Genomic DNA, 24359 nt, shown 5'->3' on the forward strand with positions numbered 1-24359 from the left:
GGCTTTGCATGTGGTTCGGGCCCTCCCTGCCGGTTATCTCTTCGACCCTGCCGACCCGCGCGCGCCGACGAGCGAGCAGTGGGCGCGGATGACCCCGGCCGAGCGCGCGCGCGTCGTCGACATGCTCCCTGCCGAGGTCCCGCTGGAGCTCATGCCTCCCGAGGGAGACGCGCACCGCAAGGCGAAGCGCGACGCGCTCGACGCCCTGGACGGCTTCTTTCGCCGCACCGCCCGCAAGATCTACCTCTCTTCCGAGCTCGCCGTCTTCTACCCCGGCGAGCCGCGGTTCGCGCCCGATCTTCTCGCCGTGGTCGACGTCGAGCCCCACGAGCGCATGCGTTGGGTGGTCGACCACGAGGGCAAGGGGCTCGATCTCGTGATCGAGGTCCACGTCGCCGGCAGCCGCACGAAGGATCACAAGCTCAACGTCGACCGCTACGCCCGGCTCGGCATCCACGAGTACTTCCTCTTCGACCGCGCCCGCCTGCGCCTGCACGCCTACAGGCTGCCCGCGGCCCAGGAGAGCGACCCGTCACGCCCGCGCGCCTACCAGCGCATCGTGCCTCAGGCTGGCCGGTTCGCCTCCGAGGTGCTCGGCCTCGATCTGCTGCTCGACGGCCCTCGCCTCCGCTTCTTCGCGGGCAACGCCCCTCTCGAGGACGCGGACGAGATGATCACCCGCCTTGGCGGGATGCTTGATCAGGTCATCTCCCACCAGGAGGACGCGCAGCGCATCGCCGAGGAGCTGGCCGCGGAGCTCGACAGGGAGCGGCGCCTGCGCGAGGAGGAGCAGCGCCTGCGCGAGGAGGAGCAGCGCCTGCGCGAGGGGGAGCAGCGCCTGCGCGAGGGGGAGCAGCGCCTGCGCGAGGAGACAGAGAGGCAGCTGGCGCAGGCGCGCGCGGAGATCGAGCGGCTCAAGTCCCGCTGAGCGCCTGGCCGGCGAGGAGGATGGCCGCCTGAGCCCTCCTCGCCAGCCACGCCGCTCATCACCCCTTCAGCTTCGCCGCCAGGAACCGCCGCGCCTTCTCCCACGCGTCCGCCGCGGCCTTCGTGTTGTACCGCTCTCCCGACGGGTTCGCGAAGGCGTGATCGGCGTCGTACCGGAGCACCTCGTGCTCGATGCCCGCGTCGTGGAGCGCCTTGTCGAAGTCGTTGACGACCTCGGGCGGGATGCCCTTGTCCTGGTTGCCGAAGATGCCGAGCACGGGCGCCTTGATCGCCTTGAGCTGCGCGGGGTCGGTGACGAGCCGGCCGTAGTAGATCACGGCCGCGTCGAGCTCGGGCTCGTTCAGCGCGAGCTTGAGCGACCACGCGCCGCCGAAGCACCACCCGATCGAGGCCGTGCGCGGCGCGAGGACGCGCGCGTCCGTCGTGAGGAAGCGGTGCGCCGCGCGCACGACCTCGATCCCCTTCGCCTCGTCGACCGCCTTCATCGCCGCCATCGCGTCGTCCGGCGTGGTCGCGACCTTGCCGCCGTAGAGGTCCACGGCGAGCGCCGCATACCCGTCCTCCGCGAGGCGATCGGTCCAGTGCTTGATGTGCTCGTTCAGGCCCCACCACTCGTGGATGACGACGACGCCCGCGATCGGCGGCTTCGCGTCCCGCGGCAGGCTCAGGTACGCCTTCGTGCCAGCCACCTCGACCGTCTGTCCTCGCGCGGGCGGGGCCTTGTCCGCCCTGAGCTCGTGGAGGGCCTTGAAGTCCTCCTCCGAGAGCAGCCCGGTCGGGCCGACTTCACCGGGCGCGCCGGACGACGCCGGCGCGGCGGCTGCGGGCGGCGGCTCGACGCGTGGCGCGGGAGACGAGGCAGAGCAGGCGGTCGCGGCGAGCAGCGCCAGCGACGCAGCCACGCGGAAGCGGCGCATGTGGGACAGGAGCGTCATGGCCCGCACCCTACCAGCTCGGAGCGGTGCGCCGGAAGCCTCGCCGCGAGGCGTCGCGCCCGCCTACGTCGCGACGCGCAGGCCCAGCTGGCTCGACGCGACCCCCCGCCGGACGGCGGCCGCCAGCGTATCCGGGGCGAACGGCTTGGCGACGAACGCATGGGCGCCGAGCCGGAACGCCCGCTCCCGCTCGCGCGGCGAGGACATCGACGACACGATGACGACCGCGACGTCGCGATGGTGCCGGCTCTGCCGGATGAAACGGATGAGCTCCAGGCCGTCGATGTCCGGCAGGTGGATGTCGATGATCACCGCGTCGTAGGCGCCCCCGTGCATCCGCCGGAGCGCCTCGAACCCGCTCGCCGCCTCGGCGACCTCGACCGCCGGCCCGAGCTCTGGCGCCCCCTCCAGCGCGGCTCGCATGTACGTCCGCATCGCGGCGGAGTCGTCGATGAGGAGGATGCGGGTCATGCGGCGGGTCCGGATCGAGCTCTCGAGGGGGCGCCTAGTACACCACAAACGGCAAAATCGGAAGCGTTTGTCGGCCCTCCGACAGGAAAGCGCGTCCCCGGCGGCGCCCCTGGGCCCTCCAGGCCCGGCTGCGCGCTGGTCAGGTGCCCCGCGGCGGCCTCCAAGGACCGGCCTGGCCCCTCCTCGAGCCCGTGCCGTGATCACATCGGCGCGTTCCGGGAATTCGTCTGAGTCACACAGGAAACCTTGTGCGCACCGCGCGCACTGCACTTCTTCACCAGAGCTGCTTCGATGAGAGCCCTGGCTCTGCCACGATAGAGCTGGACGGGGCGAGAGCTTCTCATTCGCGGTACGTCGCTCCGCTACCGCGCACCTCGGCGCGTCGCCCGGATCTTACTTAGGAGGGCCAAGCCCGTATGTCCTTGAAGCACTGCCTCACCGTGAACAGCGGGTGGGGCAGCCTGTCCTCGGGCAGCTTCGGTACCCGTGCTCCCCGACCCCTCCTCGGCGCGCTCATCCCGTCGCTCGTCATGGTGGCGTGCCAGTCCGAGACCGGGAACAGCGATGACGCGCCCGATGACGATGACGCGGCGTCGACGAGCGCCTCCTCGGCGACCAGCGGCGCTGGCGGCGTCGACCACGGCCCCACCGTCAGCCACGGCGCCGGCATGGGCAGCGCCGGGGCGGGACGCCGCTCCCTGTCCGGTCAAGCCAGGGTGGTTGCACGGGTCAGATCAGCGACTCATCGAAGGAGACCGTTGTATGCGCAATAGCCAAGGAGCCGTGCCGCGAGAGCTGCTCGACTGGGTCTTCAACCGTCGGCAGCCTCTCGTCAAGCTCGGGGCGTTCGCCATCACCAGGCCCGTACTCGTGTCCTGCAGGGAGGACGACGAGAGGGGCGGCGACCTGAGCGGGAGCGGCACCGGCGGCGGCGGGGGCACGGGGAGCGGCCCTGGTAGCAAGGGCAGCTGCGCCGCCGGCCCCTTCGCCACCAGCTCGAGCAGCGCCGGCGGCGGCGCGGGCGCAGGCGGCGCCGACGCGCTGGATCCGTCGATCTTCGAGGGCGCCGGCAGCTGCCGACTGACCGCCAAGGACATCGGGGGTCCGTTCTTCATCGACAACAGCGAGATCCCGAACGACATCAGCCTGTTTCGCAGCGACATCCGGGACGACCACCCCGGCTGCGAGCTCCGGCTCCATGTCCGCCTGCTCGACGCCCGGAACAACAACGAGCCCATCCCCGACGCCGAGGTCTACCTCTGGCACTGTGACGCGGATGGACAAACCAGCGGCTCCGAGCATCAGAGCCCCTCCACGCCGTCCACGGGCGCGGCCGAGCACACGCCGGAGAGCCAGGATCGGTTCTGCCGCGGCGTGCAGCTCTCCGATCGCAACGGGATCGTGGGCTTCAAGTCGATCTATCCCGGGTCGGACGCGGGGCGGCCGGTCCACGTCCACATGGTCGCTCGCATCAACGGAGCCACGACCAGGCTGATCACGACGCAGCTCTATTTCGACGCGGACCTCAGCGCGGAGGTCTTCGAGAAGGAGGCGGCCTACGCGGCTCGCTCGGCGAACCTCCCGGCATCCAGCCTCGATCCGCCGCCAGGCAACGTGATCATGCCGACCACGTACACCTCGGGGCTGGTCACCAGCATTCTCAACATCATCGTCGATGCCTGAGCGCACGGGTGTCCCGCCCAGGGGGCCGTGCGTCACGCCCCGGCTCGACCCGGGCCACCCCTCGGTGAGCCGGGACGGCGCCTGCCCGCTGCCCGCCGAGCGTCACGAAAATTCGAGGAAACAGGGCACCTCTTCCGTTCGCCGCGCCGGCGCGGGGCGGACAATCGCCCTCCGGGGCGCCAGACTGCGGCAGGGAGGTTCCATGAGCGACACGGATCGGCTGGATCCCGGGAGCATGGCGCGCGCGTTCCGCGAGGCGCGGCGCCGCGGGATGGATGTGGAGCCGGCGGTCCTGTTCCACGATCTGGGGCGCATGCGGGCGCGCATCGGACGGATCGGCGCGGCGTTTCCGCCGGGCGCCCTCCACACCGTCGCGATCAAGGCGAACCCCCTCGTCGAGGTCCTGCGGGCGGCTGTCGACTGCGGCGCGGGGCTCGAGGCGGCCTCCCTCGAGGAGGTGAAGCTCGCGCTCGCCGCCGGCTGCCCACCCGACCGCATCGTCTACGACTCTCCCGCGAAGTCCCGCGCCGACATCGCGGAGGCGCTCCGCCTGGGCGTGCGGCTCAACGCCGACAACCTCGACGAGCTCGGACGCATCGACGAGCTCGTCCGTCACGGGGGGGTGGCCAGCCGCATCGGATTGCGCATCAACCCGCAGGTCGGGGCCTCGAGCATCGCCCTGACCAGCGTCGCGGATCGGCGCTCCAAGTTCGGGGTCCCCCTCGAACAGGCGGACGCGGTGCGCGCCGCCTTTGCGCGGTACCCGTGGCTCGCCGGGCTGCACGTGCACGTCGGCTCGCAGGGGTGCGCGCTCTCGCAGCTCATCGACGGGATCGGCCGCGTCGAGGCGCTGCGCCAGGAGCTCCGGCGCGCGATGGGCCCGCTCGCCGCCGGCACCATGGATATCGGCGGCGGCCTGCCGGTCGCCTACCGGAGCACGGACCGCCCCCCGGCGCTCGAGGACTACGCGGCCGCGCTGCGGCGCGAGGTGCCGACGCTCTTCGAGGAGGGGACCACGCTGATCACCGAGTTCGGGCGCTGGATCCAGGCGGGCTGCGGCTTCGCGGTCTCGCGGGTGGAGTATGTGAAGAAGGACTCGGCCGGGCGCACCGCGATCCTTCACCTCGGCGCCGACTTCCTGCTGCGCCGCGCGTATCACCCGGAGGACTGGCACCATGACTTCATGGCGCTCGATCCCGAGGCCGAACCCAAGGGGGGGCCGCTCTCGCCGTGCACCCTCGGCGGCCCGCTCTGTTTCGGCGGCGACGTGCTCGCCCGCGAGCTCGCGTTTCCGGAGCTGTGGCCCGGAGATCTCGTGCTCATCCGCGACACGGGGGCTTACACGCTGAGCATGTGGTCCCGCCACTGCAGCCGCGGCATCCCTGCTGTGCTCGGCGTCGACGCCGACGACCTCCGGGTCCTGCGCGAGCGCGAGCTGCCAGAGGACGTCGTAGCGTTCTGGAGCCGCGGCCGCGGCCGGCCATGAGCCCGCCGCGCGGCGTTCACATGACCGTTTCCAGGGGAATCCAGCATGTGGCACCATGGAGCGGCGAGCGCTGCGGCGTGGAGGAGCAGAGATGAGATCGAGTGGAGCTTCGTGGGTCCCCGGGCGATGCGCACAAGCGTGGCGGGTCACGCTCCTCGGAGCCGCGCTGTGCGTGCCGCCGGTCGCCAGCGCGGGCTGCGGCGATGACGGGGCGACGACCACCGCGTCGGTGTCCAGCGGCAGCGGCGGCGGCGGCGCGACGGGTACCGGCTCGGGCGGCGGCGCTGCCGGCTCGGGCGGCTCCGGCGGCTCCGGCGGCGACGCAACCGGCTCAGGTGGCTCCGGCGGCAGCGGCGCTGCCGGCTCCGGCGGCTCCGGTGGCACCGGCGCTGCCGGCTCGGGCGGCTCCGGTGGCACCGGCGCTGCCGGCTCCGGTGGTTCCGGCGGCTCGGGCGGCAGCGGCGCTGCCGGCTCGGGCGGCGCTGCCGGCTCGGGCGGCTCCGGTGGCACCGGCGCTGCCGGCTCCGGCGGCGCTGGCGGTTCCGGTGGAACCGGCGCTGCCGGCTCCGGTGGTTCCGGTGGTTCCGGTGGCACCGGCGGCTCGGATGGCACCGGCGGCACTGGCGGCTCCGGCGGCGCTGGCGGCTCCGGCGGCGACACCGTGAGCGTGCAGATCATCGCCTTCAACGACTTCCACGGCAACCTGGAGCCCCCCACGGGCAGCAGCGGCAGGATCACCGTACCTGCCACACCCACCAACACCACCGTGGACGCCGGCGGCGTCATTTACCTGGCGTCCCGCGTCGCCGCGCTCCGCGCCACGAACCCGAACACCGTGGTGGTCTCGGCCGGCGATCTCATCGGCGCGAGCCCGCTCGTGTCGGCGCTGTTCCACGATGAGCCGACGATCGAGGCCATGAACCTCCTCGGCCTCGACATCAACGGTGTCGGCAACCACGAGTTCGACAAGGGCACAGCGGAGCTCCTCCGGATGCAGTACGGCGGGTGCAGCCCGGCCGACGGCTGCACGGACGGCACCTTCTTCCCGGGCGCGAACTTCAAGTTCCTCGCCGCCAACGTCGTCGTGGACACGACGAGCGGCAGGACGCTCTTCCCGCGCTACGACATCCGCGAGTTCGACGGCGTGAAGGTCGCTTTCATCGGCATGACGCTCGAGGACACGCCGTCCATCGTGACGCCGATCGGCGTCGCGGGGCTGTCGTTCATGGATGAGGTCGACACGGTGAACGACATCGTGCCGGAGCTCCAGGCGCAGGGCATCGAGGCGATCGTCGTGTTGCTCCACGAGGGAGGGCTCCCCACCGGCCTCTTCAACGAGTGCCCGGGCCTCTCTGGCCCCATCGTCGACATCGCCACGAACATCGACCCCGCCGTGGACGTGATCGTCTCAGGGCACACCCATCAGGCGTACAACTGCATCCTCGGCGACAAGATCGTGACGAGCGCGGCGTCGTTCGGCCGTCTGGTGACGGACATCGATCTGGAGATCAGCAAGAGCACGGGCGACGTGACGGCGAAGACGGCGAACAACGTCATCGTGACTCGCGAAGCGCCCGACGCGGGCGTGAGCACCCTGGTGACGCGCTACAAGGACCTCGCGGCGCCGCTGGCCAACGTGCAGATCGGCACCATCACCGCGACGCTCGACCGCACGGTCCCGGCCATGGGCGCCGGGCTGTTCACGATGGGCACGGTGATCGCCGACGCCCAGCTCGCCGCCACGCGCGACCCGAGGACCGGCGGTGCCGAGATCGCGTTCATGAACCCGGGCGGCGTCCGCACGGACCTCACCTATGCGGCCTCGTCCACCGAGGTCAGCGACGGGGTGGTCACGTTCAGCGAGGTGTTCGCGGTGCAGCCCTTCGGCAACAGCCTTGTCGTGATGACCCTCAAGGGGGCGGAGATCGACACGCTGCTGGAGCAGCAGTTCCGGGTGGATGCGGGGGGCGTGCTGCGGAGCGTGATCCTGCAGGTCTCGAACGGCTTCACGTACACCTACAGCCAGAGCGCGCCCGTCGGCGCGAAGGTCGACAACGCCTCGATCCGGATCAACGGCGTACCGATCGAGGCGGAGCGGACCTACCGGGTGACGGTGAACAGCTTCCTGGCGACGGGCGGAGACGGCTTCACCGTGCTCAACGACGGCACCGATCGGCTCGGCGGCGCGCTGGATCTGGACGCGCTGCGGGACTACTTCGCGGCGAACTCGCCCATCTCCCCGCCCGCGCTCGACCGGATCACGATCGTGCCCTGATCGGGCCTCCTGGAGCCGAGCAAGCTCGCCCCCTAGCTGCGCGGCCTTCGTGCGTAGAGGAAGCGTGCATAGCCGATCTCGGCGGCGTTCTTGGTGAGCTCGACGTTGGCCCACGCGACGACGTCACCGAACGGGCGGTCCTGGAAAGGCCATCGCGTCCGTCGTGTCGAGCGCAGATCGTCGTCGGTAGCCTGCTCGAGCACCGCTCGCCACTGGCCCTGAAGCCCTCCGAGCCACGCGCGCACGTCGCCGGCGTCGCCAGGCCACGTCACGTCCTCGCGCGTGAGCGCGCCGTCGCCGAAGGCGTGGTCGAGCGCCATGGACCACCAGAAGCCGAGATGCCACGTCAGCCACGCGATGCTCGGCGGGCCGAGATCGTAGCCCTCGTGCTCCGGCCAGTCGGCGCGCCACTGGCCATCGGGGGTTTGACGAACGTGCAATCCCTGGTCAGCAGGGCGCCACAAGCACTCTTCGGTGGAGAGCCCGTCGAGGTGGAAGCTGGTGAGCTGCCAGGCTATCTCGAACTGCCGTAGCAAGTAGCCGCCGACCTCGCCGGGCATCGACCGGGGAGCGGCGTCAGGGCCATCATGTCTCATGGCCCCGACCCTAGCATGCCCGCTGTCCCTCATCCTGCCCGCGCCGCGCACCGAGATACGACCGCGCGGCCGAGCAGGCCCTTCCGTACTGTTCTTTGAGGGAGCGAGCCCGCCCTGCCTAGCCCGGATTCACCGCGATCTGCATCTGGGCGATCACGATGTCCCCTTCCATCACGGCCTTGGCACGAAGGCCGCTGTTGCCCGCCTCGTCGGCCTTGATGGCGCCCTGGTAGTAATTCGCCAGGTTGCCGGTGGTGCGCGCCTTGTACGGCTCGTACTTGGTATGGACGGAGTCGGTGAAGGCGGGATCGAAGTAGAACTGCGTCGTGAAGATGTGGTCTCCACCCTGGTACGTGGTGCGACCCTTCGACATCGACCCCTTCTTGAAGCAGACGAAGTGGATGTGAACGTCGCGGCCGTTGTACCAGCCGGGGAAGATGCTGCGGAACGAGACGACGCCGTTTGCGTCCGTGGTCTGCACGCCGCGGCAGAAACGGTCCGTGTTGTTGAGATCGTTCTGCCCCGGCCTACCCGCATAGGGCGAGTCGGGCTTCTGCTCGCTGGCAGCACCCCTCGTCCCGAAGCCGCTGTAGAACCCCTGCCCGTCCGTGTGCCAGATGTAGACGTCCACATCGGCCAGACCGACGCCCTTGCCATCGCAGCTGGGCGCGCTCAGGTCGATCACGCGCAGGTGGAGATGCATCTCCACACCCTCCGGGGCGCTCTCATTGTAGCGACCACGAATGTCCTGCCGGATCAGGGAGATGTCGTCGTTCTTCTCGAGCTCGTGAATGAAGAAGGGGCCCTGACCGGCGCCGTCCGTCTTGTTGATCGCCCTGCACGTCGGCACATCGTCGAACGGCGGTGCCTGGAGGCCGTCGCCGCCGCCGCTGCCGCCACTACCTCCCGCGCCTCCCGTGCCCGGCTCGGAGCCGCCCTCGCCCGAGCCGCCCGTACCTGCCGTGGTGGAGGTGGCCGGTCCCGCGCCGCTCGAGCTCGACGTGGCGGTGCCGGGGTCGGACCCGCCGCCTCCGGTACCCGAGGCCGTGGTCCCATTGCCCCCGGAGCTCGCAGAGCCCCCGCCGGCGCCGCTGGGGTCCTCCGACTCGCTGCCATCTCCGCACGACACGGTGACGGCAATCACGCCCAACCCCAGGAGCGCCTGCCGCCGGTCAACGACCTTGAACAACGGGCCCTGGGTCTCGGTATCTCGTTCCTTGCTCATAAAGCAGCTCTCCTCAGGTGGTCGATGACCTGTCCGTCCGGCGGACAAGGCGCCGAAAAGGCGGCAACATCTTCCCAAGAACGGCGACAGTAAAGCATGGCGGCGCGGGGCGTGGAAGATGGGACCCGAGCTGATCCCATATTCCCGCCTTCATGTAGTTATCCTCTGCTGTTTCACGCGCATCGGCGCGTCAGGTATCGAGGGTGACGAGGGCCTGCGCGCCACCCTGGATCCACGTGCGAAGAACCTCGATCAACGCCGGGAATCCCATGGCTCAGGCCGGCATCGGTCGCTTGTTGCACGTCGCCTTGTAGAAGGCCCCGCAGGCAGCGGCTGTTGAGTAAGACGAGGCATCCTTCGATGCATGAGTGCGCTGTGGATACAGCGCACTTTTCCAGGAGGGATGTGAATCGCGCAAGCGACCTTTCACCGCACCATCGCGGGCAGCGGTGGCCACGCCATCCGCTGCTCGGCCGCGGGCGCGGGCGAACGATGGATGGCGGGCGGCGCCGCGAACGACGCCTCCGGCGTGCCGCCGCCGGCCGCGGTCTTCTTCGGCCACCAGTCCATGCTGAGGTGGATGTGGTGGTGGTGATACGGCCACCCCTCGCCATACGCCATCCGGTCCGAGAAGCTCGCGAGCTCGTCGTCGGTGATCTTCCGCCGATCCCGGGCCGGAAGGGCGTTCAGCCTGGCCGCGGTCCTCGACAGGAATGGCGCGATGACCTTGTCCACGCCGATGACGCGCGTGCGGGGCGAGCGGAACAGCCTGGCCATGAAGAACGCCTCCCGCTCGAGGTCGACGATGTGCTTCCGCTTCGCCGCCGAAGAGCAGTACCCGTCCTCGTGCTTCGACCCGTCTCCGCAGATGATCTCCCCATCGTTCGATCCGTCCGTCTGGAAATAGGCGATGTCGATGTTGCCACCCTGGTCGTGCGTCGACTCGGGGTGACGGGGGCTGTCGATGTCGTAGCCGGGCGTGACGCCGTTGATCTGGCAGACGTCGATCAGCGAGAGCGGCGTCGTGCCCGGGAATGCATGCAGCGTCTCCGCGAGGGCGTCCCGGACGAGCATGATGAGCTCGCGCCGGGCAAAGCGGTAATTGCTGAACGTCTCCCAGATGTAACCGCCGCCGACCACCGAGTCGTCGAGGTCGGGGAACGGGAACGGCAAGAGCCCGCCGCCGCGCTCGCCGAAGCCGGCGCACTCGTCGAACGAGAAGCCGGCGTCCACGCAGCTCGGGCCGTCGACATACGGAGTCGACGTCACGTCCAGGCCATAGACGTTCTGCGCGCCGTCGTGGCCGACGACCCGGACGAAGTACTCGGCGCCACCCCGCTCGGAGTAGAACCCGTAGAACTCGGTGTCCGTCTCCTGATCGCGGTACGAGTACGGGTACTGCGCGCCGTCGCGGGCGCCGAGCAGGCGGCCCACGCCGTCATAGACCACCAGATCGATGTCCCCGGCGGCCTGACGGAACCGGATGCCCACGCGGACGATGGTCCGCTCCGGCACCACGATCTTGAACCAGTCCTCGTCCCCCTCGCAGAGGGTGATGTCCTTCGTGACGCCCATGGGCGCTGTCACCGCGGCTCCCAGGTCGTCGTTGGGCTCGAGGGCGTCGCCCTCGGCGCCGCAGGCGGAGGGGCCCTTGCGGCACGCGCCGCCATCGCAGGAGCTGCCCTCCGGACACCAGCCGGACGGGACGTCAAGCGAGCACGCGACATCGTCCGATACGCAGAGCTCCCCGAGGCAGGTCGTGCCCTCCGGGCAGGTCGACGCGCCGTCGCAGCCGGCGTAGCAGGCCGACCTGCCCTCGCCGTCGACGGTGTGACACACGTAGCCAGGCCGGCAGTCGAGATCGCTGCCGCAGGTGTTCATGCACACGGACGAGCCGCCCTCCGCCGCGGGGAAGCAGCCCGCGCCTGGCCCGCACTCGTCGTCGCTCTCGCAGTCGAAGGCGAGGCAGTACCCCTCCACCCAGCCGTTCGGCGCCGAGGGATCCTCGTCACGATAGCAGGTCGCGCCGCGCAGCGAGCACGCCTCGTCGGCGTCGCAGGCCGCGCCGATCTCCCCCGCGCCGACCGTGTCCTCCGCGCACGCCGCGCCGCAGGCCGCGTTGCACCCGTCGCCGCGCCGGGGAGAGCACAGGCCATGACGGCTCTGCACGCCATCGCAGGTCTCTGGATCATAGAGGGGATAACACACCCCCGAGTCGGTCAGGATGTCCGTGTCGAAGCAGCGAGAGCCGGGCGCGCAGCCCTCCTCGCTGTTCGGCCCCGTACACAGCCCCTCCGCGCGCTGCATGCAGATGCCGAGCATGCAGACGGCCGCCTCGCCGTCGCAGTCCGCATCGCAGCTGCAGCTCGCGCCGGCGGGGAGGCGCTTCTGGCTCGCCCCGCCGCTCTGCACCTCGCTGTCGACCGTCAACTCCGACTCCCATGGGTCCACATCACACGCTTCCAGAGAACCCATGAGCGCCGGCACCACCACGAAGAGCCATCGCCAATGTAGATCCATGACACCCTGCCTAGTGAGGAGTGCGAGACCGCACCTGCCGAGCGTTCTAGTCACAGGCGAGGGGTAAGTGGTTATTGAAAAGAGCGTATGAGTCACGCGGGATACCCCGCGCGAAGATATTCCCATCTTCGCAGCGGCGTTGTTCTCCCCGCGCGTGGGGGCGCCCACGCGACGAGCGGCTGGCGCGCGTCCGCCGCGGTGGGCTCGCGGTCATCCGACGCGCCGGCCGCGCCGCGCGTACGTCCGATGACCGCGCGGCTCGGCGATCGTCATCGGGTCGGCCCGGGGCGCCTACTCGTACTTCTGGCTGACGCGGAACGAGCCGAGCGAGCGTACGCCCGTCGCGTGCTGCTCGAGCAACGCGAGGGCTTCCTTGAACGCAGGCTCCTCCGTGCTGCCCTCGCACTCGACGAGGAAGAGGTACTCTTCAGGGCTGTCCGGCAGCGCGCGAGAGACGATGCGCGTGAGGTTGATGTGGTGTCTCCCGAGCGCGGAGAGCGCCGCGACCAGGGCGCCCGGGCGGTGGTCCAGCCCGAACAGGAGCAGCGTCCGCCCCCCCGAGGCCGGCGGCTCCGCGGCCCTCCCGACGATGAAGAAGCGCGTGATGTTCTCGCCCTTCGCGCCGAGCTTCGGCACGAGGATCTCCAGCTTGTAGATGGCCGCCGCGCCCTTGTTGCCGATCGCGCAGGCCTCGCCGTCCTGCGCCGCGCGCTCGACCGCCTCGGCGGTGCTCTCGGCCTCGAGGATCTGCGCGTCAGGGTAGGTCTCGCGCAGCCAGTCGCCGCAGTGCTTGAGCGGGACGAAGTGCGAATAGATGCGCTTCGGCGCCACGCCCGCCCTGCCGAGGAGCGACAGCGTGACGTGCAGCGAGAGCTCCTCGCACACGGCGAGCGCGGCGCCCGTGCCCTCGCGGCGGATCAGCTGATCGACGGTGTCGTAGATCGGGCCGCCCAACGCGTTCTCGATCGGCACGACGCCGTAAGTCGCCGCGCCGCCGGCCACGGCGTCGAACACCTCCGAGATGGTGCGCCGGGGCGTGAGGTCCGCGCTCGCGCCGAAGCGCCGGGACGCGACCTCGTGGCTGAACGTCCCGGGCCGCCCGAAGTAGGCGACCCGCCGGCGCGGCGCCGGGGCCCCTGCCGCGTCGCTCTCCGCGGGCGCCGCGTCGTCGCCGCGCGCCGTCCCTGGCTTCCCCGCGTCAGCCGACATGAGCGATGGGCGCCTCGCCGGCGCCCGCGCGGACGGTCGCGATGCGCCCCCCGCAGGGCGCGCCGCTCCGCCGTGGGGCCGGCATCCTTCGATGGAAGCTGTGCATCGAGCGCCGCCTGTCTACCGGCGCGATGCGGCGGCGTCCAGCGAGGAAAGCGGCGGCGTCTCGCCTGTCTCGCTTGCCTACCCGCGCGATGCGGCGCCCGCCGCCGCGGTGCACCAGGCAGCCGCCGAGCCCACCCGTGCGTCGATCGCGCCCCAGCAGCCGGGCGGGAGCACCATCGTTGCCGACGATGCCGGAAGGCCCCCTGACGCGGTTCAGGTGAGGAACGATCGTTACATCCCGAGAACCATCGTCAAGCGGCGCTTTCCCGAGCGATTCGGCCTGCATGCGCGCAATTGCGCAGGCGGCGGGTGGCGCAGGAGATAACCACACGTACACACACTCAACCACTTTTTCGATCGAATTTCGCCTGTGATCGCCCCGACCAGTTTTTGCAAGTTCCGTTTCTTGTGATAACGATCGTTACGCGATGTCGGGAACGGGGCGTGGAGGCCACGGTTCAGGGCCGCCGAACGACAGAGAAGGCGCCTACTGGCGGATCTTCAACAAGAAAACGATCGTGCTCGTGCGCCGATGGCTTCGCCTTCTGGGGGTCCCGCGGCGGGATCGCTGGGACATCGCCCAGAACGTGATGCTCGCGGCGCATGAGAGCTTCGGGAACTACGATCCGGAGCTCGGGCCGTCCGACCGCTGGCTGAACAAGATCGCTGTCCACGCCGCGTCCCACTACGGGCTGCGCGAGCGGCGCCGGAGGGAGGACCCGTTGCCTGACGACTTCGACGCAGAGCTCGACGAGCCCTCGGCCGAGGAGCAGATCATCTCGGCGTGCGACCGCCTGTTCGCGCGCGCGGTCCTGCGCGAGCTCGACGCCGAGTTCGGCGCGATCCTCACGGCCCACGACATCGAGGGCGTGCCCATGGCGGACTTCGCGAGCCGGGCGGGAATCCCCCTCTCGACGGCGTACAAGCGGCGGAGCCGAGCGCTCGCCGCGTTTCAGCAGCTGGCCCTGCGGCGCCTCGCGTCGATGCCCGGAGCAGAGGCGCCGGACGGCGGCCGGCCGGAGTCCGGCGCCGGGCCGCCTCGCGTCGCGGGCTGGTCCGCGCGGACGTGACGGCTCAGGGGCTCATCGCCCGCGGCGGTTCGACGACGAGGGGGCGGAGCCGCGCGACCCGCGCTCCTCGGGTCGAGGCCGCGAGCGGGGACGCGCGCGCTCCGGATCCTCGTTGATGAGCGCGAGGATGGCCTGCTTCTTCGGCGAGTCGTCGGGCTCGATCAACAGGAAGAGGAGCGCCTCCTGGAGCGCCTCGGGCGCGCGATCGAAGCGATCGGCGACGACCGCGGAGACCGGGCTCCTCCCGTCGCCGGGCAGGAGGAGCCGAGCATCGCAGTTGAGCCCCTGTGCGATGAGCGCCAGCGCGCCGAGCCCGAGATCGCGCTCGCCGCGCTCGACCTGTCGCAGGTAGGTCGCCGAGAGGCGCGCTTTCTCGGCGAACTCGGCGTAAGTGAGCCCGTGCAGCTGCCGGAGCACGCGAATGGCTCGACCGACCTCCTTGGGAAGCGCATCGCTCATGGCCGGCGCAGCCTATCAACTCCCGCCGCGGCCGGAAAAGGACGATCGCACGCTTCACCCTGCATTCGCGGGGGCGCACGTCGATGTCCGTTACTTACTTTAACTGATTCAGCTCCTCCAAGAGCGCCCGGGAGTGCGAGTTCTCGCGCTTCTCGATCGCTATGCCAGTGAGGAGGGGCGCTTGGCCGCCGCTCGGGTCGACGCGGGGTCAGCGTCGGTTGCGTCGGTTGCAGCCGCGGGGCGCTTCTGTCATTCCTGGCGCGTTCGCTGGCAGGATGTGCGCTGGTTCGAGCGCGTGTCTCGACCCCTCCGGGGGACGGCAAGGGGTTCGATGATCCGTCTGGAGCTTTCAGGAGAGCACACCCGGCTGCACTCGACGCTGTGCGCCCAGTGCCCGCAGGGCCCCGCGGGGTGCTGCGTCAGCCCGCCCGAGCTCGACTGGACGGACATCGGGCGCATCGTCTCGCTCGACGGCCGCGGCTGGCTGCTCGAGCAGATCGCCGCAGGCAACCTGCTCCCCGTGAGCCGCGGACTCGAGCTCCGGCGCGTGCGGAAGCGGGAGGAGCGCACGGCCCCGCGGCGATCGAAGTGCGTCTATCACGGCGCGCGCGGCTGCTCCGTCCCCGCCGAGCGGCGGGCCGCGACATGCAATTACTTCCTCTGCGAGGACGCCTTCGCCGAGCGCACGGACGGCCAGGCGGATCCTGCGTCCGCCGAGAGCCGCCGGGCGCACGCGCTCCTCCGGGACGTCTACGGCCGCTGGGACCGTGAGCTCGCCGAGGCGGTCGCGTCCCGCCCGGAAGGGCCGACGTGGGACGCGGCGTTCCTCGACTGGCTGGGCGCGGAGTTCGAGCGGCTCTCGCGCGCGTCGCGCGACGCGCTCGGGGAGCTCACCGCGCGTGGCTCTGGATAGAGAGCGCCGCTGGCGCAGCGAGCGCGCCCGTCTCCCGGGGATCGCCCGTCACAGCATGGCGACCGGATCCACGTCGATGATCACCCGGGCGTTCCGGTCAAGGCCATCCCTTATCAGCCCGGTCAGCGCCGCGAGCGCCCCCCGGAGCGGACCGCGATCGCGCGCCCGGAGGAGCACCCGGAACCGGTAGCGCCCGCGCAGCCGCGCGATCGGCGCCGCCGACGGGCCGAGCACCTCGACGCGCCGGGCGGCCCCCTCGGGGCAGGTGCGGGCGTGGGCCGCGAGCTTCGCCGCGGCGCCGCGCCCCACGCTCTCGTCGACAGCGTCGATCCGGAGCAGCGCGAGGCGCGTGGCGGGCGGATAACCCACCTCCTCGCGTTCGCGGATCTCCCGCTCGAGAAAGCCAGGCACGTCGTGCGCCGCGGCGAACGCGATGGCCGGGTGCTCGGGGTTGCGCGTCTGGATGAGCACGCGGCCGGGGCGGTCGCGCCGCCCCGCGCGCCCGGCCACCTGCACGAGCAGCTGGAAGCCGCGCTCGGCCGCGCGGAAGTCGGGCAGCCCGAGCGCGGCGTCGGCGTTCACAACGCCGACCAGGGTCACGTTGGGCAGGTCATGGCCCTTCGTGACCATCTGCGTGCCGACAAGGATGTCGATCTTGCCCTCGCGCATCCTCGCGAGGATCGCCTGCGAGCGATCCTTGCCGGCGACGTCGCGATCGAGGCGCGCCACGCGCGCCTCCGGGAACGAGCCGGCGATCGTGGCCTCGAGCCGCTCGGTGCCGAGCCCCTCGAGCAGCAGGTTCCGCGCGCCGCACGCGCCGCAGCGGTCCGGCAGCGGCCCCGCATAGTCGCAGTAGTGGCAGCGCAGCCGCCCCCCCTCCGGCCGCTCGTCGAGCGGCGCCGCGGGCGCGGGCTCGCCGCCCGGCGAAGGCGGGCGCATGTCGCGGCGCCGCCCGCGGTGGTACGTCAGCGCGACCGAGCAGGCGTCGCACGTGGTCAGCGTCCCGCACGAGCCGCAGACGACGCTCGGCGCGAAGCCGCGGCGGTTCAGGAAGAGGATCGCCTGCTCCTTCGCCGCGAGCGTCTTCTCGAGCGCGCGGTGCAGCGGCAAGGAGATCAGCGGATCGCCCGAGGGGCCGGCGCGGAAGCGGCGGAGATCGACGAGCGAGACCTCGGGGAGGCTGGCCTCGCGGTGCGCGCGGTCCGGCAGGCGCAGCTCGGCGAGCTTGCCGCGGCGCACCAGCGCGACGGACTCGATGGAAGGGGTCGCGGAGCCGAGCACGCACACCGCCCCCGCGCGGTGGGCGCGGAGCAGCGCCATGTCGCGCGCGTGGTAACGCACGCCCTCCTCCTGCTTGAACGAGCCGTCGTGCTCCTCGTCGACGAGGATGAGGCCGAGGTCCGGCACCGGCGCGAACAGCGCGGAGCGCGCCCCGATGGCGACGCGCACCTTGCCGACGTGGAGGCTCGCCCACATCGCGTGGCGATCGGCGTCGCTCAGCCCGCTGTGCAGCACGGCGAGCTCGTCGCCGAAGCGGGCGCGGAAGCGCGCGACGAGCTGCGGGGTGAGGGCGATCTCCGGCACCATGACGAGCGCGCCGCGGCCCCGGTCGAGGCAGCTCTTGATGGCGCGCAGGTACACCTCGGTCTTGCCGGAGCCGGTCACGCCGAAGAGGAGGAACGCGCTCGGCCGCGGCTCCTGCCCGGCGGGCCGCGGCTCCTGGTGGGTGCTCGCGGGGTGCTCCCCTCCCCCGGACGGCGCGAGCGCCGCGAGCGCCGCGTCGATGCGCGCCGCGGCCTCGGCCTGCGCCGCGTTGAGCTCGGGGGGCACGTCGCGCTCCTCGGCGCGGCGGAAGAACGGGTCGCGCGGCGGCTCGCGCTCGTCCAGGGCGACGAGGTTGCGCTCGGCGAGCTTCTTCAGGGCGCTGCGCGCGTTGCCGAAGCGCTCCTCGATCCGCGCGACCGGCTGCTCGCCGTTCGCCCGGAGCAGCGCGAGCACCGCCGCGGCCTGCCCGCGGAGCGTGCCGGGCTCCTCGACGACGTCGGTCGCGCTCGCGTACGCGACCTTGCGGCCGCCGACCTGCTTGGCGCGGCCGAGGTCGAGGACGCCGCCGAGCTCCCCCTGGGCCTTGAGCGCGCGCACCTGCTCGCGCTCGATCGCCGGCAGCGCGAGGCGGAGCACCTCGCCGATCGGCGCGAAGTAGTAGGCGGCGAGCTCCTGCAGGAAGGCGAGCAGCTCCGCTGGCAGCGCCGGGCGCGCGTCGACGAGCGCCGCGAGCGGCTTGATCTTGGACGGGTCGATGGCCGCGGTGCGCTCGCTGACGGCGAGCACCACGCCGAGCAGCTTGCGCCGATGGAACTCGCAGAGGACGCGCGCCCCCGGTCGGACCTCGCCGGCGAGCGCGGCGGGGACCTCGTAGGTGAAGGCCTGCGAGAGCGGGACGGGCACCGCGACGTCGGCGAGGAGGGGCATCGCTCCGGGAAGGCCGCGCGCAGCGCGGCACGGGCGAGATACCAGAGAACGCCGCCCGGGACGAGGGACGCAGGGCGTGCGCGCGGGCGCCGCGCCGGGCCCGAAAGGAAAGACTCCAAAAAAAAAAGCGCCGCCGGGGCCTCGGGGGGGGGAAGGCCGCGCCGGCAGCGCTGGCCGGACATAGAGCACCGTCCATGCCATCCGTGGGATTCGCGATTCGAACGTATTTCACTTCAGATGGGGCGCTCGCTGATTTCGAACCTGAAATTTCGGCAAAACACCATTGCAGAAGCGCACTGCGCGGCCTGCTCGAGCGTCGCAGAGGCACGCGCCGCGGGAAGGCATGGGAACGCCCGACCCGCTCCCGCGGGGTCCGCCGATTGCCCCGGATCCGGTCAGGGGTTCACCGCTGGACGGTCGGCGGGGCGGGCGCCATGCGCTGGAAATCCGCGCAGCCACGCGCCTCGGAGGAGGGGAACATGATCGGAACCGCAGTCTTGGGGGGAATCGAGGAGCAGGACTGGATCGACCGGATCGCGGACCCGCTTCAGCGCGGCATCCAGTCCGTCCTGAGGCGAGCGCCGACGGTCGCCAAGGTGCTGCATGGCAAGTTCCTCGGGCACCCCTTGCACCCGGTGCTGGTGACCATCCCCATCGGTGCCTGGTCCTGCGCGCTGGTGCTCGATCTCGCCGGCGTCGGCCGCAGGCGGCGTCGTCTCCACCGGGGAGCGGACGCGACCGCGGCCATCGGCCTCGGCGGGGCGCTCGTGGCCACCTTCGCCGGGCTCGCCGACTGGAGCACCACCCTCGGCCCCGCGAAGCGGATCGGCTTCGTCCACGGCGCCGTGAACCTCGCGATCGCCGGCCTGTACGGCGCCTCGCTCGCCTCCCGGGCGATCGGGCTGCGGCCGCTCGGGATCGCGCTCTCGACCGCGGGGTTCGGCCTCGCGGGAGCGAGCGGCTGGCTCGGCGGAGAGCTCATCTACCGCTACGGCGTCGGCATCGGCACCGACGCGTGCGAACGGAGGCCGGAGATGCAGGTGCCCGTGCCCGAAGCGCCGATCGCCGACGCGGGCTGACGGCGAGGGGCGCCGGCGCGCCGGACGGGAGCGAGATACGACGTTCTCCTCGCCCGAGCGGGCGCTAGCGCGCCGCGAGATAGCAGCCCGCGATGACGAGCGCGGCGAGGGCGAACAGCAGCGCGCAGTGCACGAGCCATGGCACGAGCCTGCGCTGCTGCGGTCGAGCGAGCGGAGGCTGCGCCCTGGCCCAGGGCGGGGGCTCGGCCAGGGCCAGCGCGGCGGGCTCTGCGCCCTGCGCGCCGATGTCCATCGCGCTCGGCGTGTCGGCCTCCCTCGCGCTCGGCGCGATGGCCGCGGCCGCGATCGGCTCGATCACCGCAGGCGGACCGAGCTCCAGCGCGCGCACCGCGCGCTCGCGCGCCCGGCGGGGCGCGACCAGCTCCGCGCCGAAGTTGTCGCGCAGCCACGCCCCGAAGCGCAGCGGGCTCGCCGTCAGCTCGGCCGCCGCCGCGTAGGCGGCGATGTCCTGGAGCATCGCCGCCGCGCTCGGGTAGCGCTCGTCGGGCGCGACCGCGAGCGCCCGCGCCACGATCGCATGGAGCGCCGCCTCGTCGGGGAGCCCGCGCTCCACGAGCGGCGGGATCGACGCGCGCCGCGCGAGCTCGAGCAGATCGCCCCGCGCCGCTTCCTTGGAGAGCGCGGCGCCGGGGCTCGCGCTGTACATCCGCCGGCCGGCGAGCAGCTCCCAGAGCAGGATGCCCGCCGCGAAGACGTCGGATCGCGCGTCGAGCGCCTCGCCCCGGGCCTGCTCGGGGCTCATGTAGCCGGCCTTGCCCTGCAGCGCCTCGTCCATGGCTCCGCAGCGCTCGTGCGCGCGGGCGATGCCGAAGTCGCAGAGCTTGATCTCGCCCTCGAAGCTCAGGAGCACGTTCGACGGCGAGACGTCGCGGTGCACGACGCCCTTCCGGTGGGCGTACGCGAGCGCCTGGAGCGCCTCGGCGATGATCAGCAGCGAGAACGCGACCGGGAACTTCACCTTCTGGCGCGCGCAGCGGCGGAGCAGCTCGCGCAGGTCGAGGCCCTCGACGTACTCCATCGCGATGAAGAGCGAGCCGTCCTCGCGGCAGAGGTCCTCGACCTGCACGATGGACGCGTGGCGCAGCCCCGCCGCGAGCCTGGCCTCGCTCGCGAGCATCTCGACGAAGCGCGGGTCGTGCGCGAACCTCGGGGCGACCTCCTTGATGGCGACGAGGCGCGCGGCGCCGAGGTCCGTGCGCACCCGGGCCAGGTAGAGATCGGCCATCCCTCCCTGGCCGATGTGATCGAACAGCGTGTAGCGGCCGATCTGGCACGGCAGCAGCCGCCCCCCGCGGGGCGCCGCCCGGCGGCGGGGTGTCTCCTCGCGCGCGGCGCCGAGGGGGAGAGCGGGCAGGCCGGAAGGCGGGTACGGGAGCGTGCCTCCGCGACGCACATCGAGGCGATCGATCTGCACGAGCCGTCGTCGCAGACTTCGCCCGGGCGGGCCAACTAAGTGGACGCGGCGCTGTTCAGGCCCCGGGGCGCGCAGCTCAGGCGCGGCGCAGTCCACGTCAGTTCAGGTCAGTTCACGTGCAGCGCGCGCGGCGGCGGGCTACATCCGGCGCATGGCGTTCAGCGCAGGCTGGGGACCGGCCTTTGCCGGGTCGTTCATCCGCATCGTCGACGACCGGGGGCGCAAGCACGAGTGGCGCTCCCCTCCGCGGCGCATCGTCTCGCTCGTGCCAAGCGACACCTACTCGCTCCTCCGGCTCGGCGCCCGGGATCGGCTCGTCGGCCGCACCCGCTACTGCGTCGCGCCCGCCGAGGACGTCGAGGGCATCGAGCTCGTCGGCGGCACGAAGGACGCCGACGTCGACCGGATCGCCGCGCTCGAGCCCGACGTCGTCGTCGCGAACCAGGAGGAGAACAGCAAGCGCGACATCGAGCGCCTCGACGCCGCGGGGCTCCGGGTGCTCGTCTCGTTCCCCAAGCGGGTCGCCGACGGCGTGGCGCACCTCGCCCGGCTGGCGCGCCTGCTCGGGCACGCCGCGGCGAAGCCCGGCGCGCCCGCCACCTCAGCGAACGTGGAGCACGGCGCCCCGGGCCAGCCGCCGCAGGCCGCGGCGCGCGAGCTGGTGGCGGCCGCCTACCGCGCCCACGCCGCGGCCGAGGCGCGGCGCCGCGAGCGCCCGCCGATCCGCGCGTTCGTCCCGATCTGGATGGACCCGCTGATGACCGTCCACGGCGACACGTTCCTCTCCGACATGCTCGATCTCGTGGGCGCGCAGAACGTCTTCGAGGATCGGCCCCGGCGCTACCCGCTCGCGGCCGACCTGGGCAAGGCGCCGCCGCTGCCCCCCGAGCGCGTCGAGGGCCGCGACCTCCGCTACCCCCGCGTGACCCTCGACGAGGTGATCGCCCGCGCCCCGGAGCTCGTCCTGCTGCCCGATGAGCCGCACGCCTTCACCGACGCCGACGCGGCAATATTTCGCTCCCTCGACATCCCCGCTGCCCGCCGGGGCCACGTGATCAGGTGCGACGGCAAGGACCTCATGTGGTACGGCGCGAGGGCGCTCGAGGGGCTCAGTCGGCTGCGCGAGATCGTCGACGCCGCCCGTCCCTGATGCACGCGCCAGCGTCGGGTCAGGGGGTGCGACGCCGAATTCCCGCGTCCTTGCGGCCGAGCAAGCCCCTCCTCGCCACGCCGCAGTTGGGGTAGGAACGTAGGATGACGTGGACACGGGAGACGTTGCGGGCAGAGATCATCCAGCTCCTGGAAGGACACACGGCCGGCGAGGTAAAGATCGAGGAGTCGAGCCACCTCGTCGCCGACCTCAGCCTCGACTCGCTGGGAGTGATGGAGATCGTCGCGGATATGGAGGATAAGTTCGACCTCTCGATCCCCGACGACATGTTGCGCGAGGTCGACACGGTCGCCGACGTCGTCAAGGCCATCGAGCTCCGGCTCAAGAACGAAGGAAGGCTCTCGGGATGACGGCTGTTTGGAAACCGCGGACGGTCGCGCAGGCGATCGAGGACGCAGCGGCGAGCACGAAGACGGGCTATCGCTTCATCGAGGAGTCCAGCGAGAACGAGCCGTTCTTCACGCACGGGGGCATCGAGCGGGCCAGCGCGCGCTTCGGCGGCGCGCTCCAGGCGCTCGGGCTCCAGAAGGGCGATCGCGTCGCGTTGATCCTGCCGGACAACGCCGACTTCATCTTCGCCTTCCTGGGCGCGATCCGCGCGGGCGTCATCCCGGTGCCCATCTACCCGCCGACCGGCCTCGGCAAGCTGACCGGCTACCTCGAGAACACGCTGCACATCGTCGCGAAGAGCGGCGCCAAGGTGCTGCTCACGAGCGCCGAGATCAAGCGGATGCTCGGCACGATCCAGGCGCAGGCGCCGGAGCTCGAGCAGATCGTGGCGGTGGAGGGCCTCCGGGGCGCCCGCGAGGAGCTCAAGCCCGTCAAGGTCGAGCTCGACGACGTGTGCTTCCTCCAGTTCACGAGCGGCTCGACGTCGCGCCCGAAGGGCGTGGTGCTCACGCACGCGAACCTGGCGGCGAACGTGCGGGCGATCGTGGATCTCGGCCTGGCGGTGCGCGAGTCGGTCGACACGGGCGTGTCGTGGCTGCCGCTCTACCACGACATGGGGCTCATCGGCTTCGTGATCGCCCCGCTCTACTACGTCAACACGATCACGTTCCTGCCGCCGCTCCTGTTCCTGAAGCGCCCGGTGCGCTGGCTGGAGACGATCACGCGCCACCGGGGCAACGTGTCGTTCGGCCCGAACTTCGCCTATGCGCTCTGCGTGAAGCGGATCCGAGAGCAGGAGATGGCGGGGCTCGATCTCTCGACGTGGCGGGTCGCCGGGTGCGGCGCCGAGCCGATCCGGGCCGACAACCTGCGCGCGTTCGCCGAGAAGTTCGCGCCGGTCGGCTTCGACGAGAAGGCGTTCGTCTGCTCGTACGGGATGGCCGAGAGCACGCTGGCGGTGTCGTTCAGCGCGCTCGGGGCCGGGCTGCAGATCGACGCGGTGGACGGCGAGACGCTCTGGAAGGAGGGCAAGGCGACGCCCGTCCCGGCCGACAGCGAGGGCGCCTCGTCGCTCGTGCAGTGCGGGTCGGCGTTCGAGGGGCACGAGATCGCGGCCTTCGCGTCGGACGACGCGGAGAGCGCCCGCCCGCTCGGCGATCGCGAGGTCGGGGAGCTCCGGCTGCGGGGCCCGAGCGTGATGCCCGGCTATTTCAACGATCCGGATCTCACGAAGGAGGCGTTCGCGGGCGGCTGGCTGCGGACCGGCGATCTCGGGTACCTCGCGGAGGGCAAGGTCTATATCTGCGGGCGCTCGAAGGAGGTCATCATCGTCAACGGGCGCAACTACTACCCGCAGGATCTCGAGTGGGAGGCGAGCCGCGTCTCCGGGGTCCGGAAGGGCAACGTGATCGCGTTCGGGACGATGAAGCCGCACAACGACCGCGAGCGCGTGGTCATCGTCTTCGAGACCCCGGCGTCGGACGAGCAGGAGAAGCAGGCGCTGAAGGGCGAGGTGCGCCGCGTCGTCCAGCAGGCCATGGGGCTCACCGTCGATGACGTGGTGGCGGTCGGATCGGGCATCCTGCCGAAGACCTCGAGCGGGAAGCTCCAGCGGAGCAAGACGCGGGAGCTCTACGAGAACGGGGAGCTCTTGATCCGCAGCTCGTCGCGCGAAGGGGACCGGCTGGACGCGGCGAAGGAGTTCGCCAAGAGCCAGATCAACTTCTTCCGCCACGCGATCTTCCGCGGGCGCGGAGGATGATCCTGGAGGGGGCTCGGAAGGGCCCCCTGGAGATCTCCGGGTCTGCCTTACGGCAGCTGACCGCGGCTCTCGCTGGTAGCTCTCAGGACAGCAACACGTCACTGCGCGCGCTTCGACCTCACGGACGGAGTTCGAGCGAGCGGGCGCGCGGGGGA

21 protein-coding genes are annotated in these 24359 nt (G+C 71.4%); 11 read left to right on the forward strand and 10 right to left on the reverse strand.

Annotation, left to right across the window (positions count from 1 at the left end; all coding sequences use genetic code 11):
* Positions 1-10: 10 nt before the first annotated feature.
* Positions 11-928, forward strand: coding sequence for a Uma2 family endonuclease (locus WMF46_RS37490; RefSeq protein ID WP_437981607.1), 918 nt, complete (start codon positions 11-13; stop codon positions 926-928).
* Between the two features lie 58 nt (positions 929-986).
* Here the strand turns inward: WMF46_RS37490 and WMF46_RS37495 are convergent, their stop codons facing one another.
* From WMF46_RS37495 to WMF46_RS37505, 3 genes are all read right to left on the reverse strand, one after another.
* Entirely contained in the window at positions 987-1883 is an 897-nt protein-coding gene (locus WMF46_RS37495; RefSeq protein WP_437981608.1) for a dienelactone hydrolase family protein, read from the reverse strand.
* A gap of 63 nt (positions 1884-1946) precedes the next feature.
* Positions 1947-2354 carry a response regulator gene (locus WMF46_RS37500; protein WP_437981609.1) on the reverse strand — a complete coding sequence of 136 codons (408 nt, stop codon included), beginning with the start codon at positions 2352-2354 and terminating at the stop codon, positions 1947-1949.
* A 397-nt stretch (positions 2355-2751) separates the two neighbouring features.
* Positions 2752-3024, reverse strand: a complete 273-nt coding sequence (locus WMF46_RS37505) for a hypothetical protein (RefSeq protein WP_437981610.1) — start codon at positions 3022-3024, stop codon at positions 2752-2754.
* Positions 3025-3116: 92 nt separating this feature from the next.
* On the opposite strand from WMF46_RS37505, the gene WMF46_RS37510 reads away from it, so the two are divergent.
* The 3 genes from WMF46_RS37510 (at position 3117) to WMF46_RS37520 (ending at position 7798) form a co-directional block, all read left to right on the forward strand.
* Positions 3117-4037 carry a protocatechuate 3,4-dioxygenase gene (locus tag WMF46_RS37510; RefSeq protein ID WP_437981611.1) on the forward strand — a complete coding sequence of 307 codons (921 nt, stop codon included), beginning with the start codon at positions 3117-3119 and terminating at the stop codon, positions 4035-4037.
* A gap of 202 nt (positions 4038-4239) precedes the next feature.
* Positions 4240-5523 (forward strand): diaminopimelate decarboxylase, encoded by a 1284-nt coding sequence (locus tag WMF46_RS37515; RefSeq protein WP_437981612.1) that lies wholly within the window; start codon positions 4240-4242, stop codon positions 5521-5523.
* Positions 5524-5614: 91 nt separating this feature from the next.
* Positions 5615-7798, forward strand: a complete 2184-nt coding sequence (locus WMF46_RS37520) for a bifunctional metallophosphatase/5'-nucleotidase (protein WP_437981613.1) — start codon at positions 5615-5617, stop codon at positions 7796-7798.
* Positions 7799-7830: 32 nt separating this feature from the next.
* Here WMF46_RS37520 and WMF46_RS37525 read toward each other — a convergent pair whose 3' ends face one another.
* The 4 genes from WMF46_RS37525 to WMF46_RS37540 form a co-directional block, all read right to left on the reverse strand.
* Positions 7831-8394, reverse strand: a complete 564-nt coding sequence (locus WMF46_RS37525; RefSeq protein ID WP_437981614.1) for a DinB family protein — start codon at positions 8392-8394, stop codon at positions 7831-7833.
* 118 nt (positions 8395-8512) lie between these two features.
* Positions 8513-9619, reverse strand: a complete 1107-nt coding sequence (locus WMF46_RS37530; RefSeq protein ID WP_437981615.1) for a hypothetical protein — start codon at positions 9617-9619, stop codon at positions 8513-8515.
* Between the two features lie 426 nt (positions 9620-10045).
* Entirely contained in the window at positions 10046-12139 is a 2094-nt protein-coding gene (locus WMF46_RS37535) for a PPC domain-containing protein (RefSeq protein WP_437981616.1), read from the reverse strand.
* A 291-nt stretch (positions 12140-12430) separates the two neighbouring features.
* Positions 12431-13348 carry a prephenate dehydratase gene (locus WMF46_RS37540; protein ID WP_437981617.1) on the reverse strand — a complete coding sequence of 306 codons (918 nt, stop codon included), beginning with the start codon at positions 13346-13348 and terminating at the stop codon, positions 12431-12433.
* 91 nt (positions 13349-13439) lie between these two features.
* Between WMF46_RS37540 and WMF46_RS37545 the strand changes: the two genes are divergently transcribed.
* Both WMF46_RS37545 and WMF46_RS37550 read left to right on the forward strand, forming a co-directional pair.
* On the forward strand, positions 13440-13778 hold the full coding sequence (locus WMF46_RS37545) for a hypothetical protein (protein WP_437981618.1): 339 nt from the start codon (positions 13440-13442) through the stop codon (positions 13776-13778).
* A gap of 103 nt (positions 13779-13881) precedes the next feature.
* Complete coding sequence (locus tag WMF46_RS37550; protein ID WP_437981619.1) at positions 13882-14523, forward strand: RNA polymerase sigma factor; 642 nt, start codon at positions 13882-13884, stop codon at positions 14521-14523.
* A gap of 12 nt (positions 14524-14535) precedes the next feature.
* Here WMF46_RS37550 and WMF46_RS37555 read toward each other — a convergent pair whose 3' ends face one another.
* On the reverse strand, positions 14536-14982 hold the full coding sequence (locus WMF46_RS37555; protein WP_437981620.1) for a helix-turn-helix domain-containing protein: 447 nt from the start codon (positions 14980-14982) through the stop codon (positions 14536-14538).
* 331 nt (positions 14983-15313) lie between these two features.
* Between WMF46_RS37555 and WMF46_RS37560 the strand changes: the two genes are divergently transcribed.
* The gene (locus tag WMF46_RS37560) at positions 15314-15895 is read left to right on the forward strand and encodes a hypothetical protein (RefSeq protein WP_437981621.1); all 582 of its coding nucleotides are present in this window, start codon (positions 15314-15316) and stop codon (positions 15893-15895) included.
* Between the two features lie 48 nt (positions 15896-15943).
* Here WMF46_RS37560 and priA read toward each other — a convergent pair whose 3' ends face one another.
* Positions 15944-18367, reverse strand: a complete 2424-nt coding sequence (gene priA, locus WMF46_RS37565) for a replication restart helicase PriA (protein ID WP_437981622.1) — start codon at positions 18365-18367, stop codon at positions 15944-15946.
* Between the two features lie 479 nt (positions 18368-18846).
* On the opposite strand from priA, the gene WMF46_RS37570 reads away from it, so the two are divergent.
* Positions 18847-19446 (forward strand): DUF2231 domain-containing protein, encoded by a 600-nt coding sequence (locus tag WMF46_RS37570; RefSeq protein ID WP_437544903.1) that lies wholly within the window; start codon positions 18847-18849, stop codon positions 19444-19446.
* A 64-nt stretch (positions 19447-19510) separates the two neighbouring features.
* On the opposite strand, the gene WMF46_RS37575 is transcribed toward WMF46_RS37570, so the two are convergent.
* On the reverse strand, positions 19511-20881 hold the full coding sequence (locus WMF46_RS37575; protein WP_437981623.1) for a serine/threonine-protein kinase: 1371 nt from the start codon (positions 20879-20881) through the stop codon (positions 19511-19513).
* A 151-nt stretch (positions 20882-21032) separates the two neighbouring features.
* Between WMF46_RS37575 and WMF46_RS37580 the strand changes: the two genes are divergently transcribed.
* The 3 genes from WMF46_RS37580 to WMF46_RS37590 all read left to right on the forward strand — a co-directional run bounded on the left by WMF46_RS37580 (position 21033) and on the right by WMF46_RS37590 (position 24204).
* Entirely contained in the window at positions 21033-22031 is a 999-nt protein-coding gene (locus WMF46_RS37580; protein ID WP_437981624.1) for a helical backbone metal receptor, read from the forward strand.
* A 104-nt stretch (positions 22032-22135) separates the two neighbouring features.
* Positions 22136-22402 (forward strand): acyl carrier protein, encoded by a 267-nt coding sequence (locus tag WMF46_RS37585; protein ID WP_012239660.1) that lies wholly within the window; start codon positions 22136-22138, stop codon positions 22400-22402.
* Entirely contained in the window at positions 22399-24204 is a 1806-nt protein-coding gene (locus WMF46_RS37590) for a fatty acyl-AMP ligase (RefSeq protein WP_437981625.1), read from the forward strand. Before WMF46_RS37585 ends, WMF46_RS37590 begins: the two co-directional genes overlap by 4 nt.
* The last annotated feature ends 155 nt before the right edge of the window (positions 24205-24359 follow it).

The sequence above is a fragment of the Sorangium sp. So ce117 genome, from assembly GCF_051524395.1.
GTDB lineage: Bacteria > Myxococcota_A > Polyangia > Polyangiales > Polyangiaceae > Sorangium > Sorangium cellulosum_B.